This window comes from Streptomyces sp. NPDC002265, from assembly GCF_040296125.1.
Lineage (GTDB): Bacteria > Actinomycetota > Actinomycetes > Streptomycetales > Streptomycetaceae > Streptomyces.
On sequence record NZ_JBEOWS010000226.1, the window covers coordinates 1 to 15,863 of the forward strand.

General features: G+C 68.5%; 8 protein-coding genes and 1 pseudogene. 4 read left to right on the forward strand and 5 right to left on the reverse strand.

Going from position 1 to position 15,863, the window contains the following annotated elements; genetic code table 11:
- The 3 genes and pseudogenes from ABT085_RS31135 to ABT085_RS31145 all read left to right on the forward strand — a co-directional run.
- Positions 1-328 (forward strand): annotated as a pseudogene (locus ABT085_RS31135) (lanthionine synthetase); the annotation flags it as partial.
- Between the two features lie 16 nt (positions 329-344).
- Positions 345-2,423 (forward strand): methyltransferase, FxLD system, encoded by a 2,079-nt coding sequence (fxlM, locus tag ABT085_RS31140; protein WP_351615294.1) that lies wholly within the window; start codon positions 345-347, stop codon positions 2,421-2,423.
- 80 nt (positions 2,424-2,503) lie between these two features.
- Positions 2,504-3,628, forward strand: coding sequence for a hypothetical protein (locus ABT085_RS31145; protein ID WP_351615297.1), 1,125 nt, complete (start codon positions 2,504-2,506; stop codon positions 3,626-3,628).
- Here the strand turns inward: ABT085_RS31145 and ABT085_RS31150 are convergent.
- The 5 genes from ABT085_RS31150 to ABT085_RS31170 form a co-directional block, all read right to left on the reverse strand.
- The gene (locus ABT085_RS31150) at positions 3,518-3,814 is read right to left on the reverse strand and encodes a transposase domain-containing protein (RefSeq protein WP_351615300.1); all 297 of its coding nucleotides are present in this window, start codon (positions 3,812-3,814) and stop codon (positions 3,518-3,520) included. The genes ABT085_RS31145 and ABT085_RS31150 overlap by 111 nt on opposite strands.
- A 762-nt stretch (positions 3,815-4,576) precedes the next feature.
- Complete coding sequence (locus ABT085_RS31155) at positions 4,577-7,657, reverse strand: pPIWI_RE module domain-containing protein (protein ID WP_351615302.1); 3,081 nt, start codon at positions 7,655-7,657, stop codon at positions 4,577-4,579.
- Between the two features lie 103 nt (positions 7,658-7,760).
- Entirely contained in the window at positions 7,761-11,546 is a 3,786-nt protein-coding gene (locus ABT085_RS31160; RefSeq protein ID WP_351615304.1) for a pPIWI_RE_Z domain-containing protein, read from the reverse strand.
- On the reverse strand, positions 11,539-12,708 hold the full coding sequence (locus ABT085_RS31165; RefSeq protein WP_351615307.1) for a pPIWI_RE_Y domain-containing protein: 1,170 nt from the start codon (positions 12,706-12,708) through the stop codon (positions 11,539-11,541). The genes ABT085_RS31160 and ABT085_RS31165 overlap by 8 nt, the downstream gene beginning before the upstream one ends.
- A gap of 10 nt (positions 12,709-12,718) precedes the next feature.
- Positions 12,719-14,164 (reverse strand): PD-(D/E)XK nuclease family protein, encoded by a 1,446-nt coding sequence (locus ABT085_RS31170; RefSeq protein WP_351615310.1) that lies wholly within the window; start codon positions 14,162-14,164, stop codon positions 12,719-12,721.
- Positions 14,165-14,640: 476 nt separating this feature from the next.
- Between ABT085_RS31170 and ABT085_RS31175 the strand changes: the two genes are divergently transcribed.
- The coding region (locus ABT085_RS31175; RefSeq protein ID WP_351615313.1) for a serine/threonine-protein kinase at positions 14,641-15,863 on the forward strand (1,223 nt) is incomplete at its 3' end.

The window sequence follows — 15,863 nt, forward strand, 5'->3', positions numbered from 1 at the left end:
GGACGCCCTCACCGACCCCGTACAACTCCGCGCCACGGTGGATACCGGGCTCTGCCACGGTGTCGCCGGGCTCACCCATCTCGCCGCCCGCACCGCCGCCGACGCCTCCCCTGCGGCTGCCGCCAAGCTACGTGCAGTCCTTCCCTCTCTGCTCGCCACGCTGATCCCGCCCGGCGCAGCACCCGAGGAAGCGGCTACCGCGCTCGTCAACGACCGGGCGGGGCCCGGCCTCCTCGATGGCGCCGCGGGGACAGCCCTGGGAATTCTCACCGCCGCCAGCACCGAGCCGCCCCACACCCCCTGGGACGCCTGCCTGCTCATCGCGTGACCCCGAAAGGAACCGGATGCCCCCCGACCGCTGGCAGCAGCACACCATCACCTTCCCCGACCGACAGAGCGCGCGGCACGCCATCGCCGACCGCATTGCACCCGCGCTACTCGACGCGGAAGGCGACCAGCTCACCGGCTGGTGGTTCATGAACAAGCAGCCCTGGCCACTGCGCTACCTGGCCGACCGTCCGGCCCCGGCTCTGAATGCGGTGCTGGACAACCTGGTCACCGACGGCATCGCACACTCCTGGACAACCGGGATCTACGAACCGGAAACGGAAGCGTTCGGCGGCAGCGCCGCCATGACGGCCGCGCACGCCCTCTTCCACGAGGACAGCCGCCACCTTCTCGACTACCAACCCGGAGAGGGCAGGCTGGGCCGCCGCGAGAGGGCCGTGCTGCTGATGAGCAGCCTGATGCGCGCCGCGAACCTCGACTGGTTCGAGCAAGGAGACGTGTGGGCCAAGGCCGCTGCTCTACGGCCGGAGCCCGGCACGCCCGTCCCCGAGAAGCTGGCCGCCCTGCGGCCGGCGATGCAGACGTTGATGTCCGCCGAAGCCCGCAGCCTGTGCCGGCAAGGCAAGCCCCTCGACGGCCACGCGGAGTGGATCGCCGCCTTCGAACGGGCCGGCACCGCCCTCGCCTACCTGGCCGCCCAAGGGGAGCTGACCCGCGGTCTGCGCGCCGTCATCGCCCACCACGTGATCTTCCACGCCAACCGTGCCGGTCTGCCCACCGCGGATCAGCACACCCTGTTCCACATCGCACGAGAGGTAGTCATGGGATCGAGTGACAACACCGCGTCCACGGCGGCGACCGGCTTGGAGGCCAATAGCGTCAGGGCGGTGAACACCGACACGCCCACCACATCCGAGGCCGAGGCCGAACGGCTGCGCAACACGCTTGTAGACCAGATCCAGGCCGGCGGCCACGCCCGCACCCCGGCGGTCGAGACCGCTCTGCGCACCGTGCCCCGGCACTTGTTCGTCCCCCAAGCGCCGCTCAGCCAGGCCTACGCCAACGCGCCGGTCGACATCAAGTACGACACCGACGGCACGTCGATCTCCTGCGCCTCCCAGCCCGACATCGTCGCCCTCATGCTGGACCAGCTCCAGGCCCAGCCCGGTGAGCGCATCCTCGAACTCGGCGCCGGAACCGGATACAACGCCGCCCTGATCGGCCATCTCGTCGGCCCCGAAGGCCACGTCACGACCATCGACGTCGATGAGGACCTGGTCGAGGGCGCCCGCATTCGCCTCGCCGCCACCGGCTTCACCAACGTCGATGTCCTGACCCGCGACGGAGCCCTCGGCCACGTTGAGGGCGCGCCGTACGACCGGATCATCGCCACCGTGGGCGCGCACGGCGTTCCGCACTCCTGGCTCGGACAACTCGCCCCCGGAGGCCGGCTCGTCACGCCGCAGCGGCTCAAGGGCAGCGTCTCGCGCTCCATCGCCTATGAGGAGCGCGACGGACGGTGGGTGTCGTCCGGGTCGCAGATGAACACCTTCATGCCGCTGCGGCGCGGCATCGCCGACGACGACCGTCGCATCGTGCCGCTCGCCGCGGACGGCACCGTACGGCTCCAGGCTCCGGCCGGGCAGCAGATCGACGCCGACGCCCTCGCCGGTGTCCTGGACCAGCCGCGCACCGAAGAGTGGACCGGCATGACGGTCCACGCCATGGAGAGCCCGGAGTGGATGGAGCTGTTCGTCTCCTGTTCCCTGCCCTGCGGCCTGATCCGCATGCTGTTCCCGCAGACCGCCAAGGGCACGGTGCTCACTGAGGACCCCTACCCGTCCTCCACCGCAGCCGTGGACAAGGGCGCGGTCACCTACCTCGCCCGGCGCCCGTCCAAGCAGAAGACTCCCGAAGGCGGCAAGCTCTGGGAGTTCGGCGTCATCGGCCACGGACCCGGCAGCGAGGAGCTGGTCGCGAAGGTCGCCGACGCCATCCGCACCTGGGACCGCGAGTACCGCGACCGTGAAGCAACGTTCGAGATCCTTCCGCTCGACGCCCCTGCGGTCGAGCAGCAGCCCGGGGTCTTCCTTCTCGACACCCCGCTGAACCGCGTCCTCGTCACCTGGCAGTAGCCCCGCAGCGTGGGGTGCCCGTCGCCCGCCAGCGGGCACCCCACGCCGTACGCCTCGCCGCTCGCTCCTGGGGAGACCTCATGGACCCGCACGGCCCCATAGCCCAGCGCTTCCCCCTGATCTCTCGCTTCCGCCCCGCCTGCCTGCCCCTGCCGCGACGCATCCACGCCCTCGTCGAACTCTCCGACACAGCGGCGGCCAAAGCGGACCAGGGCCTGGCGTCCTCGGTGTACAACCAGGCCGCTCTCCTCGCCTCCGACATCGGGCTTCCCGATCTCGCATACGAGTGGTGCCACCAGCACGCCGCCGCCTACCTCCATGCCACACCCCTCCCGGCAATGACCGCAATCCGGGCGCTCGAACCGGTGGTCAACCTCGCCCGCCTCCACATCCGTGCAGGCAACACCGACGACGGCCGGCACCGCCTGCTCACGCTCTACCAAGCCATCAGCGACCGCACCGACGCCCAGTTCGACAACATCCGCATACCCGCCGAACTCACCATCAGCGACGCCGACCGCCACGCAGTACGCACATGGCTGTGGCGGGTGATCCTCGCCGACGGCACCCGAACCCTGACCACCACGGGCCGCTGGGACGACGCCCTGGCCCACATCGAGAAACACAACGGCATCGGACAGCGGATGCTCGACGGCCGCCAGGTCGCCGTACTCGCGGCCCTCGGACATGACCCGGCTGCCGCTGCCGACATCGTGGCGCAAACAGTGCCCGGCGCCCCCTGGGAAAACGCCGTCACGTCCTGCCTGGCAGTGATGTGTCATCAGCTCACTCACCGCCCCGTCAACGCCCTGGTCTCCCAGCTGGTCGACACCTACGTCCAACACCAACCCGACCCGGGCACAAATGTCTTCGACACCCGGCTCGGCCTGACCATCCTGGATCTCCACGACCAGCCCAACAGCCCTGGAGCACGCCGCACAGCCGAAGAACTGCACCGCCGAGGCACCATCGCCACCGACGGCTACGCCGCCCGCGAGTGCCTGGCCAACTCGCGATTCACCCACCTGGTATCCGTCAAGGACGCTCAGGCGGCCCGCAGCCTCGTCCGCGCATGCGCACTGGGCAGCGGCAACCTACCCGCACCGCACCTGGCAAGGCTGCTGCGGGCACTCTGGCTCAGCAACAAGGTAATTCGCGAAAGCGTGGCGCAACCCCACACAGCCGAGGATGCGGCTCCAGGGTGAGGTGCAACACCTGGCGGTGATCTTGTCCCATGCTGCCTGGTAGGACGAGCGCTCAAAGAAGGCGAGAGCGAGCACGAAGTACACCACCACCCGTGCAGGCAGGTTGCCTCGCCTACCTGGTCGTGCGCCGCGACGACGCCGACCCTCAGCGGCCTCACCGGCTCGGCGCGGTCGCGTACGGACCACATGCCCAACGGCTCGCCCAGGACCTCATCGCACACATCGAGGCCTGGGGCACGGCCCGCACCGCCCTCCCCCACCTCACCATCACCCCCACAAAATCCGACACACCGGCCGGCCCGGGACACGTGATCAGCAAGCCGGAAAGCCGCCTCACACTCACCTACTCAACCAACCCCGCAGACGTTCTTCCCGCCCACGGCAAGGACGCCCACCCTCAGAAACCCGCACCGCCAGGATCTGACGCCGACCTCGCCGTCGCACCCGCACGGAACCATCCCCGCGCCTCTACAGCATCTGCGCCGCTGGCGGACAACCCGTCATCGAACAGGACCCGCTCGTGAAGACCACCGACGGGTACCGCGTCCACCTCGCCAACACCACCGAACCCCGCAGCGGCTACTACAGCAAGAAGCAGGAGGGTTGAGAGCTGGGCACCAAGCTGCGCCTCCTCCTGCTCGCCCTCGCCTGGCCGTCGCCCACCCCGCCGGCTCTCGGGCCCTCGCCGCGACGATCGGCGCCGCGGTCACCGTGGCCTGGTGGGTCCTGACGCTCGCCTTCGCCCTCACCGCTGGCGTCGTCGACCTCCCCGTGACGTACCAGGTCGTGGGTGCGATCCAGCTCCGGGCAGCGTTCGAGCAGCCGTCGGAGTGCCTCAAGCTGAAGCCATCCCGGCTTATTTGTTCCTCTGTCCACACGCTGTATCGATCTCACCGAGTCGCCAGGAAATCCAGCTGAAGCAGACCAACCTCAGACACTGCGGACGGCTCAGAAAAACGAAAGCTGATCGTAGGGGTCCGGTTCTCCAGAAATGCCGATCGCCTCGATGAGCTCTGGGTCCAGATCCTGCACGGCCTCCCGGACCTCAATCGGTACGGCCTCATCCGCACTGTCCTCCGCTTCCCATTCGCCGGTCGCGTCTCCTTGGGCAAACATGGGAAGCACGTAGGCTTGCGCCAACCCAGCAAGGTGGAGCGGGAGCGGAAGGGATAGTGCAGCCGCATAGTCGGGGGCTTGCCGCAGTTGGTGCATCGCGAGGGCCAAGGCCTCCGGGTTATCCGGAATTTGCGGCTGCAGGTCTGTATCAGCTTTCCGCGGATGACATCCAAGGACTGCGATTTCCACGAGTGTCGGATTCCACGCGCCCGTCCCGGCCTGAGATGTCAGGTTCCCGGCGGAATTGACACGTGTGGCGATTCTGTCGAGCGCGGGTGAGATCGCAAACGATCCAGGTCGCTCAGTGGTGCTGTAGAAGATCCGCTCGTCGGCGGGTCGCTGCTCACGCTCGTTGAGCGCTTGTGCCCAGAAGCCCATCGGCTGGCCATTGGGCTCGCCAGGGTTGGCCAAGCCCCACCACTGGGCGGTCTCCCGTCCCGTCCTCCCTCGCACTCGTACGAGCCGCAGCTCATCGTCGAGCCGCCCAGCCGGGGCATGCCCCGGTTTGACTAGGTCTCGAATGATCTGGCCATCCTGCAGCCAGGGCCAGTGCAGTCTGCTGTTCTGGGCATGTGTGATGAGAACGGTGGGAACACCACGCAAGGAATGGAGCATGCGCTGGAGAAAGCCCGCCGTTTCCCTGCGTTGCTGGGCCAGATTGGCTCGCCATGCTTGGGACGTGATCCGAACGGCAGGTGAGCTCGTATCATCGCGCTGCCCAGGGATCGGCGGGGCAGGCTCCGTGTATGCCTCCGGGTTGATTTCTGCCTTTTTCACCAGGCCGAGAAGAAACTTCGGATAGGAGACCCAGGAGCGTGCATCGTCATCCCAGCCTTGTACCACTGCCAGGCCCTTTTGCTCCGGGTGGGGAGAAACGAGCACAGCCACCGGCACATGCTTCGGTAGCCGGGTGGGCCCGTCCTTGCGCCGTTTGACCATCCACAGCGCGGCATACCGCAGGTCGCCGGGGAGATCGCCACCGAGCGTGTGTTGCGGCAGGACGCGCACTCCGAGCTGGCGCAGGCCGTCAAGCCAGGCGCTGTGGGCACGATGGTCCAGGCTGTCGGCGTTCTTGATCTGCCGGTCAGTGGACGGGGTGACAACGAACTGGCTCAAGAGGCCCGCGTCGGCGCACCCGAGCCGGATGGCGAACTTGGGGTCCGTCTCGCTCGGTCGGAAGGTGCTTCGATGGGCGATCTCGACAAGAGTCAGGCCAGGGCGAGTCGTATCTCCCCCGTCCTCGCGTAGCCAGTCACGTAGCGCGCGCCGGCGCGTCGTGACGGCGTCGGCAATCCTGGCCGCCTTGCTGTTTGCCCCGGACGTAAGGATCAGACGGTCGCCAAGCCCATCGGCCAACGGCAGACATCGCAGTCGCAGGTCGATTTCTGTCGTGCTCCACTGCAGCACGACAGGTGTTCCCGGCCGCGCCTGGTCAAAGTCCCGGTCAGTGGTCTGGACGCCGCCGGCGTCGCCGTCCAGACCGAGGGCTTCCGCGAAGGCCGCGATCGCCTGGCGCCGCGCCTCGGCGGTCTGCCACAGCAGTCGCGCTTCGACCACGGGAGGCCCAACCTGTTCCGGGCTTGCCTCTGCCAGGCCGGATACGGCAGCGGCGAGTGCGGCACGCCGGGCAACAGCTGCCCGCAACTCGTCTGACTTCTTCTTCACGGCATCGCCGTTCGACTTCGGCCGACGGTTCGCCGGAGCGCCGGCGCCTTTGCCTAGGCCACGCACGAGATCAGGTACGCGCACGACTCCTTCAGGCAGGGCTTGTTCTGCCCATGCGGTCAGCTGGGACCTCTGATGGGACATGAGGCCGGGCCCGACTTCGTGAACGCCCATCCGTGTGCTGTGGACAACAGCAGCCCTCACGCCCGGCCCGTCGCCGATCCAGGCGGTGGGCTCCGACAGCAACTGGTCGGGATCCGGAAAGTGACCAGTGACGCTGAGTCTGTGCAGGATGCCCGCAGGGTCGTTCTCGGCCCAGGTGAAGGCGTCCGCCGCGCGGTCGCGCCGCAGGCGGGCGAGGGCATGCCGCTCGGTGGCTGGCGCCCCCGGCAGCCACGGAATCTTCGGCCTGAGGTAGACGGTGGTCGCCTGACGGTACGAGAGGTCGAGGCGTTTGGTGTCCGACCTGGGGTGCGTGGCCCAGCGACGTACTCCCCAATGCAGATGGAGCCGGGATCGGGGATCGAACGGTGTGGTGTGCAGAGAGATGTTGAGGACGATCGAGAACCACCATTCCTTGCGCTTGATCGTCCGGCACAGCGGCTGGGACATCAGCTCCGCCCCCTGGTCCCGTGGTCCCCTCGGCAGCGCCCGGAAACGCAGTTCACCGCCTTCGAAGGGATACGGATCGAGCATGAGGATCCGACGGGCCAGTGCATCAGTGGCCAGTTGGAACTGCCGGGGCTCCGGCGCGGCAGTTCCACCGCCGGTGGGTGTGGTGCCGAGCTGGTCCACTCCACGAGCCGGCTCCCACACAGGCAGGTTCTGCTTCAACTCGGCGCTGCAGTCGAGTAGCAGGGAGCGGAACGCGGGATCCTTCTCCGTCCCCTTGGGCCCGAGCGTACGCAGCCAGGCGTCCAACAGTTGCCCCAGTACACTGCCCGGGAGCGGATCGGGCGCATCGGCAGGTACGTACATCCAGAAGTCCTCGCCGGGCATGGGTCCTTCGCCCACGGGCGGCCGGGGACGCGGGCGGACGATCACGTCGGGCGCCAGAGTCTGTAGTACAGCGTCCAGGCGTCCTGTGGGAATCGTCTTGCGCCACTCGTCCTCTGCACGCTTGTAGTTGTGCAGTGCCAGAAGTCCCGCGTGCCAGTGCTCGGGAAAGCGGACCGTGCGGAAGTCCTCGATCCATGGCTCCGCGACATCGGCCAGGTGGTAGGCGGCTCGGCGGATCTCTCTGTACATCGTGGTTCTCCTGTGCAAGGGAGTGGAGCCCGCGCGGGTTGGCGGGGCGTCGACTCCACACCTATGGGTGGGTGCAAGCGATGGCAGATCGGATCAGGGAGGATCAGTGCGCAGTGGGCCGAGGCGATCCAAGGGCACACAGCGCCTCGTACAGAGGGCGATAGAGGAGCCTGACCAGCGAGGGATCGGCCGGGTCCGGGAAGGCGCCGGGACCCCCATCGGGTGCGAAGTATGGGGCGAGTACGTCTCGCAGTCGGACAAGGAGCCCCGGGTCATTGAGCCAGCGCGGGCGCCGGTTCAGCGGCAGGGTGCGGGCCTGCGCGGCAGCGAGCCGGGGAGCGAAAGCTGCGTCGACGAACACCACCCGCGCGGGTACGCCGCCACGCACCAGGCGGCCGATCACCTGCCAGATGGTGACGAGTTGGTCCCAGGCAAAGGATTCCTTCTCGGCGTCGGAAAGTACGGAGTAGATGTAGGGGCGTGACAGCAGATGCCGCCACACTCCGCGCGCCGTCGTGCGGAAGGCACCTCCCGCCTCGTTCAGACCGTCGGCCTTTCCGACCAGTTCGCTGAAGGTTCCCTGTGGCAGACCGGGCTGGTCCCGTACGAAGCGCGCCGCCCAGTCGTTGATGGCGAAGACGGCGAGGGACAGGTCGTCAGGGCGTGGGTGGGGCCGGACGAGGAAGAACACCGTCCCGAAGGCTGCTACCCGTTCCTCCCCGGGGCGCTGGGGAACCGTGAGAATGTTGTGCCCGCGCTCGACCGCCAGGAGCGGAGCCACCAGGAGTTCGGCGTCCGGGTCGTCCGCGAAGGAGGCGAGGTCACCTCGGCGTACAGCACTAGCCCGGAACGCCTTCCCGCCGGCCGGGAGGTCACCGTCGACGGCGCTTTCGAGCTCGGCGTCGTCGGCGGCGAGGACCCGCACCCTGCCGTGCCAGCGCGGAATCTCGTCCAGGAGGTCCGCTGTCACCGAGGCCTCCCGGTAGCTGCCGACGAGCAGCAGCGCCCGTCGGCGGCGCTCGTCCGGGATCTGGGCGAGTTCAAGCTGCAGAGGGCCGGCGCTTCCGTCGCGTCCGGTCCGCGCCAGCTTGTGCACTAGAAGGCGGAGCACGTCCTCCCTCTTCTCGGGGTCCTGTCCCGACAGACGGATCGGGACCCCCGCGTCGTCGTACAGGAACTCGGTGCGGAACTCGGTGTCGCGAATGGAGTCCAGCTCTTTTTGTTGCGGCTTGAGGACAGCCTGTACAGGAGCGAGCACATGGGCGCGAGTGGACGTGCCCGCCCAACTGGTGCCGGACATCAGCAGTACGTGAGGGCCTGGAGCGTCTTGCCCGGGGTCTGAGCCGAGCTGCGGCAGGGACAGCAGGAGTTCACGGCCCACGCCCGCACACCGGAAGAAGCGCAGGGTGCCTGTGCGCTGACCGTCCCGGCCCTGAGGGTTGCCTCGCTCATCCAGCAGGTACTGGAAGCCGAGGACGTTGCCCATCGGCGCCTCGGGGAGCAGGGGTGCGTAGTCGAGTGGTGGACGCCGGGTCAGTTCGTGACCGCCTGGGTCGAGCCTCAGGGCTGCTTCCACCTGCGGCCACAGAAAGGTGACGCGGTCCAGGCGCTGGTGAAGTGCGGCAAGGATGAGAGTGAACTCCAACCGCTGTGCGTTGAGTTCAAGCCACTCCTCTGTGAATGGGGTGTCTCTCGAAGCGGCCCCCTTCCCCTTGGGGGACGAGGGTGTCGCGTGCTGGCCTGACCCTGGCGCTCCGTCGAGAAGGGTGGCCAGAAGAGCACGGACTCGCTTGCGTGTCTGTTTTCCGTTGAGGGTGTGCAGAAGGTCTTGGGTGAGGCGGACCAGAGCGTCTGTGGCGGTCCCGTAAGCTCCGCGGTCGCCCAGCGGGTCGTCACGGAAGGCGTCGAACAGGTCGTTCACTTCCTTGCGGCGAGCCGCCCAGGACACGGTGGAGGCGGTGGCATCGGTCCGAGGTGTCGCTGTGCCGAGACCTTCCTCGTCCTCGTAGAGCTCGGCTTCGTCCTTCACGTCGACGCCGGATCCGTCGCTCTGATCGCTGTGGAGTTGATCGTTCGGGACGGCGGGAAGGGAGCGCAGTGGGTACCAGGCCTGGAGCAGCTTTTCCTGAAGCGTCCAGGCGCTGAAGTAGTCGATCTGCGCCCAGTCCCTCAGGTTTTTGTCCCCGATCAGCATGGCGTAGAGCCGGTCGGTGGCGGAGCCCACCACGTCCAGGGCAGCGGACCAGCGCTCGACGTCCTGATCGGACAGTTGCAGCCTGCCTTGGCCGGCCAGCTCGGCAATCTCGTGCGTCTGGAGCTGGTCGAGCCAGGATTCGGGTCCCGTGGTCACCAGGGTGGCTGAAGGCGCAAACATCTGGTCGAGTTGCATCTGGACCCGGTCGGCCTCGTCGACGATCACGATGTCGCTGCGCAGGCAGGCGAGTTCCAGGTAGCGGAGGCGCTCGGCGTTGAGCTGGCGTGGCACCGCCGTCTGGACCAGGCTTGCCGGGTTGGCCACCCAAATGAGCGCGTCCACGAGCTCGCGGGTCGCAGAGTGCCGCGGGCAGGCGCTCCAGAGCGGGCAGGCATGGGGATTCCGCAGTTCTTCGGCATCGGTCGGCTCAGCGCTTCGGTTGTCGGCCTTCGCGCCGCGGGCCTGCTTCAGTTCCCGGGTGACGCGCACTGCGGCGGATTCGGATTCCTCGGCACCGGCGGTCTGCCGGTGCACGGGGTGGAGACCACCGCAGGGCGCGTCGGCGAAGCGAAGGGGTTCGACCGCGTCCAGGCCTCGTAGGGCGTCCAGGGGGCAGGCCGTACTGAGATGAGCGAAGGCCTGGCTGGTGTGGGCCAACAGGGAGTGCGCGCCTCGTGCGGCAAGTCGGCGGTGGAGGCGCTGGGTGTGCTGCTGCCGGGTGGTGCCGCCCTGGACCAGCGAGGCACTCAGCCCGAGGCCCCGGAACAGCTGCGTCAGCGTGAGCTGTTCGGCGACGTCACCGACGACCAGTGTCGTGCGCAGCTTCTTGCTGTGCGCCCAGACGGCTAGCAGCGTCATCAGGGTGGACTTTCCGGCACCGACCATGCCCACCAGATGGGTGAGCTGGTCGAGGGGCAGGGCGTCTGCCTTCTCGAAGGCCGTCCCCTCCGCCGTACGCGTGTCGAGGTCGAGTCTGGTCAGCCGCTCGGCCCAGTTACCGGGCTTGAGTCCACGGCGGTGCTCCTCCTGGTCCATCCACTTGGCGGTGTCCGCGAGTTCGGCGAGGGGAACGGTGAGCGGATCGCTCGATGCACTCACCGCATGGCTGCTGTCCTGACTGCCAGAGCCCGGGCGTCCCGCCGCGATGTCGTGACCATGTGGGGGTTCGAGGACCAGCTCGGCCGGCACCGTGACGGAGGCATGTCGGCGCCGCTCCATGAACCGGTGTGTGCCTTCCTCCGCCTGCGGGAGCAGGTTCGTCGAGAAGTCCGGGATCCTGCCGAGTGCGGCGTCGTACACGGCGAAGCGGTGTGCCGCCACGGGCGGGCTGACGCGCCGCGCAGGGCCGTTGCCAGGCGGAACGCGGTAGGCGCGAAGCCGCTCGGGCAGCTCGAGGTAGGCCTCCAGGCTCTGCTCCCACATGCGCCGTCGGCGCAGCGGCCACAACAGGTGCCGTGCGGCGGTCAGCGCAAGCTGGTCGGCGGGGCTGGTGGCGAGGCCGGACGCCTGGGCGAACGGATATCCGCCGAGGAGCACCCACACCCCGTCGGAGGCGCGGCTGGCGTCCAGTCTTTCGAGCAGCCGTAGGCCGAGTTCGACCTGGCAGAGCAGCGCGGGCTTCGTGGCCGCATGCTCCTGGGGCCAGGGCCGGAGGTCACTGGCCAGCTGCTGGTACCAGCTGCTGCGATCACGCATGGTCGGCTCCGTTCCTTGTCGTCGCGAGCGGTGAGATGCGGGCCTGGTGCCCGTGTTCGCCGCGCAGCCGCGCTCGTGCAGCCTTCTTCAGGTGGTCGTCCGTGAGCAGGCGCAAGCCACCTGCGTGTACGGGGCGCTCCTGCGCGAAGCGGTCGAGATAGTCACGGCGCGTCTCCACCCTGAAACGCGGTACGACCCAGCAGGCCTCGTCATAGGGCGGATCGGGCCGCACGGCCTGGGCCGCCCTGCCGAGAAAACCGGGATGGGCCCAGTCCTTGACGTCGACCGCCCAGACGTGGTCATCGGGGAAGACGATCCTGAGGTCGTATGCGTCGTAGCCGGGCCACATCTCGATGGCAAGCCCCAGGCCCCGCAGCGCTCGCTCGAGATCGACCTCCGCCCTCCCTGGCCCCGTCACGAACTGGCGTAGAGGGCGGCGTAGTTGGCGGATGTTCCCGACTTCGGCGGCTACCAGGAGACGGCCGCGCGGCGGAGTGCCCTGGTGTCGGCACTGGTCCCGTTCGCACCACCATCCGCCTTCAGTCAGAGGGGTCAGCAGCGTCAGGCATCGGTCGCAGGTGAGATAAGCGCCATTCTTGCGGTAGCTGACCGGGACGGGGGCGTAGATCTCCTCGATCAGAAACTGGACCGGATCGAGGTAGAGATCACTGCTGATCTCGGCCCAATCCGCCTCCGTCAGTACGGGGCGCATGACGAGCAGTCGTCGGAACGCGGTGTAGGACTCGGGCGACGACGCGTCGCGACAGGCGCGCATGGCCTCGTGGATCACCAGCCGGTCGTACTGCCGTCCTGTGCTGTCTCCGAGCCCCTTGACGGCCAGCTCGTGACAGAGCTGCGTCGGCTCGCCCGAGTCCACGTCGATCAGTCGGTCCCCGGTGGTGAACAGCCCGTCCGGCAACCGGTCGAGCGGCCAGCTGCCCAAGGGGCGGGTGCGGGACCAATGGATCAGCTCGGGCAGCCCGGACGGTGGCCGGGCCCCGGTCCGCAGACATGCCAGCACCAAGGCGTCCAGGGCTCTCTGGGCCTCGGCGGGGTAGGGCAACGTGAACGCGTCGAGCCGTACGACCCCATCGAGCCGTACGACGGCGGTGGCAATGTCACGCAGCAGCGCGACGTCGGGGTTCCCCAGCCAGTCCGGCACGGGCGACTGGTCAGACACCGCAACTCCTTTGATCGGCTTCCGGTACCGGTGTGGGGGCACTGGGGCTGGCCGGGTGGTCGGCCACGTATGCGGTGCCCGGCTTGCACCAGGTACGTGCCTGGCAGCTGTGGCAATGCCGACCGGTCCTCGGTTCGTACGACGTGTCGCTCAGGAAGGGCTGTGCGAGCTGGGTGATGACCTCGCGCGCCTCGGCGACGTTCTCGGGCCGGCTCGGGTCGATCCGCTCCAGGAGACTGGCCCCCCGCTCTTCTCGCAGCAACTCGAACTCGACCCAGGAGCGTCGAGGATCGACGTCCAGCGCGCCCGCGGAGAACAGCAGTACCCCCAGGGCCAGTTGGGGATAGGACCGCAGCAGCGAACGCCCTTCCCACAAAGGCCGGGAGGACGTCTTGGTCTCCCGCCAGATCCACCGGCCGCGGTACGAGTACAGCAAGTCGGGTACGGCCAGGACGACGACGTCGAGCTCGGGCACGTACGCGGTCACCCGGTGCTGGACGAGGACCTTCTCGTCCGGCCCGATCCCGTTCAGCGGGCACAGCGACCGGTGTTCCTCCATCATGCGCACCGCGATGTCGGTGAGCGGAGGATCCAGGGCGAAGCCCGGTGGCATCGAGGATTCATCGGGTGCCGGCAGATCGCGGCAGCCCGTGGCCGGGGAAGCCATGTGTCGCTTATTGAGCCAGGCGTCCACGGCCCGACCCCGGCGTGCCCCGTCATTCTCCGGCGTCAGGTCGTCCAGGTGCAGCTGCCGTACGAGGTGGTACTGGGCTGGGCATTCACCGTGCAGCCTCAGGTCCCAGGCCGAGACCGAGCGGCGGCTGTGCGTCGGCGCCGCGGGAGCCGCACCCCACAGGCCGGGAGTTCGGCGCAGCGACGAGCACCGGCTGATCGCCTTGCACTCGACGCAGCTCGCCCCCGGCCGCGTACCGTCTCCGGTCACGGCCTCGCGGAAGGCGGGGGCCGCGTCGGCTGCGAATCGCTCGCGCACCACTGCCTGGTCCCAGTCGAGCAGCGGAGTGATACTGCCGTCCGCACAGCCGAAGTCGAACACCCGGACGTGGTAAGGCAGTCGGCTGTCGGCAGTGGCGGTCTCCGGCGGTTCGGTTCCGCGGCGGCGGCGGCGCGTGGGCGCGCCCTGCGCCATGACGTACGCGATGGCCGCCTTCTCTGCGGCGGCCCGATCGGATTTTGCCCGCCCGAGGGAGGGGATCCACAGGTCCCGTACGGAGCCATCGGCGGAGGCGTACTGGCGGCCCCAGGTCGTGTGCTCGTACTGCGCCGCTCCGCGCGCGTCCAGGGCCTGCCGCTTCGCGGTCCGCGCCGTCCAGCTCAGCCGGACAGGGTCCGTCGGGGGGAGCCCTTCCGCCCGTGCCGCCCGCTGCTCCGCGCTCCGGGCTGCGACGTACCGCTCGAACGTCTCGACGGTCCACGCCAACAGGGCGGGGTGAGGGGGCGCGCCGCGACCGCGGGCAGGGCCACCGTGCCGGCGGAGTTCATCGAGTACCCGCTGGAGTGGCCAGCCCTCGTGCTCCCACAGGTCCAGCGCGGCGAAGAGAGGTCCCGGCCCGAAGCCCTCGATGGGAGAGGGCCGAAACGGCACAGGTGGTTCGGCCACCAGCAGCGGCCGCGCAACCGTACGCAGATGTGTGGGGCAAGCCGTCGGGTCGGGACGAGCCATCCGGGAGCTCACCTTGACCAGCCATGCGTGACCGGCGGTCCCGGGCGGATTCTGCATCATTCCCCCTGGCAAGGGCGGGCATGGGTGGGAATCTACTCGGAAGCGTCAGCCGCCGAGTACGCATTCAGCATGGCATACATCTGTGAACTAAGTCCACGTACACATCAACACGTTGCCCATTCACGCTACGCTAAGGGGCGCCAGGCAGTAGAGGCGTACAGAGGGGCGCAGCGATGGACGCGGGTTCACAGGCGATCCGGACGGGCGAGGTCGTCGGCGGGCGCTACCGACTGGTCGAGTCGATCGGCAAAGGCGGCATGGCCCAGGTCTGGCGCGCCACCGATCTACTGACCGGGCAGGACATCGCGGTCAAGTTCCTGCGGCCCGACTCCGAGGACCTCCAGCAGCTCGACACCCACGAACAGCTGGCCGAACTCGACATGCTCCGCGCGCGGTTCCGCCGCGAGGGAATCCTTCTGGGGCGCCTGGACCACCCCGGCATCCCCGAGCTGTACGACCAGGGGTCGCACCAGTCCATGCCGTATCTCGCGATGCGTCTCGTGACAGGTGTGACGCTGCACAGGTTTCTGGGTCGGCATGCCCCACTGCCCCTCAGCGTGGCGGTCGCCGTGGCCGTGCAGACGGCGGACGCGCTGTCCTGTGCCCACACGCTTCCCGTGGTGCACCGGGACCTGAAGCCGCAGAACATCATGATCTCCGAAGAGGGCGTGGTGGCCCTTCTCGACTTCGGCATCGCCAAACCGCTGGGCATGGGCGTCACCCAGTACACGCGGCACGGCTCGACGCTCGGCAGCCGCGGCTATCAGGCACCCGAACAGATCCTGGAGAAAGAGCCCACCACCCGCACGGACATCTACTCCTTCGGCTGTGTCTGCTACGAGCTCTTCGCCGGCCGACCACCCTTCGTCACGGAAGGGACGAAGGGTCTGATCGAGCAGCATCTGCACGCGGACGCGCTGCCGCCCAGTCTGTACTCCGCCACCGTTCCCGAGGCTCTGGATCAACTGGTGCTCGACATGCTGGCCAAGGACCCCGAGGAACGCCCCACCATTGATGAAGTCCTCGAAGCGCTGCGCCCGTTGGCGCCAAGACCGGGTGCTCCCGAACCTCGGCCCAGGCCGCACCCCGACCCGACCGCACCCATCCGGCACCCCCAGAACGGACCGGCCGAACGGCAGCCCCAGGCGCCCGCCTCGTCCGACTCCTGCGCGGACGAAGAATGGCTGGACGCACGCACCGTCGAGCAGCTCTGCGACAAGGCCGAGCACGAGATCCAGGAAGACGATCCGGACGAAACGGTACGCCACCTCGCGGAACTCGCGGACCGAGCACGCACGGAGTGGGGATCGCGGCGCCCCTTGGTGCGCCGGATCTGGGAGCTGGCCGCCGAGGGGCTGCGCCTGACCGGTGACTGCGGTGGCGCGGCCCGGCTCTA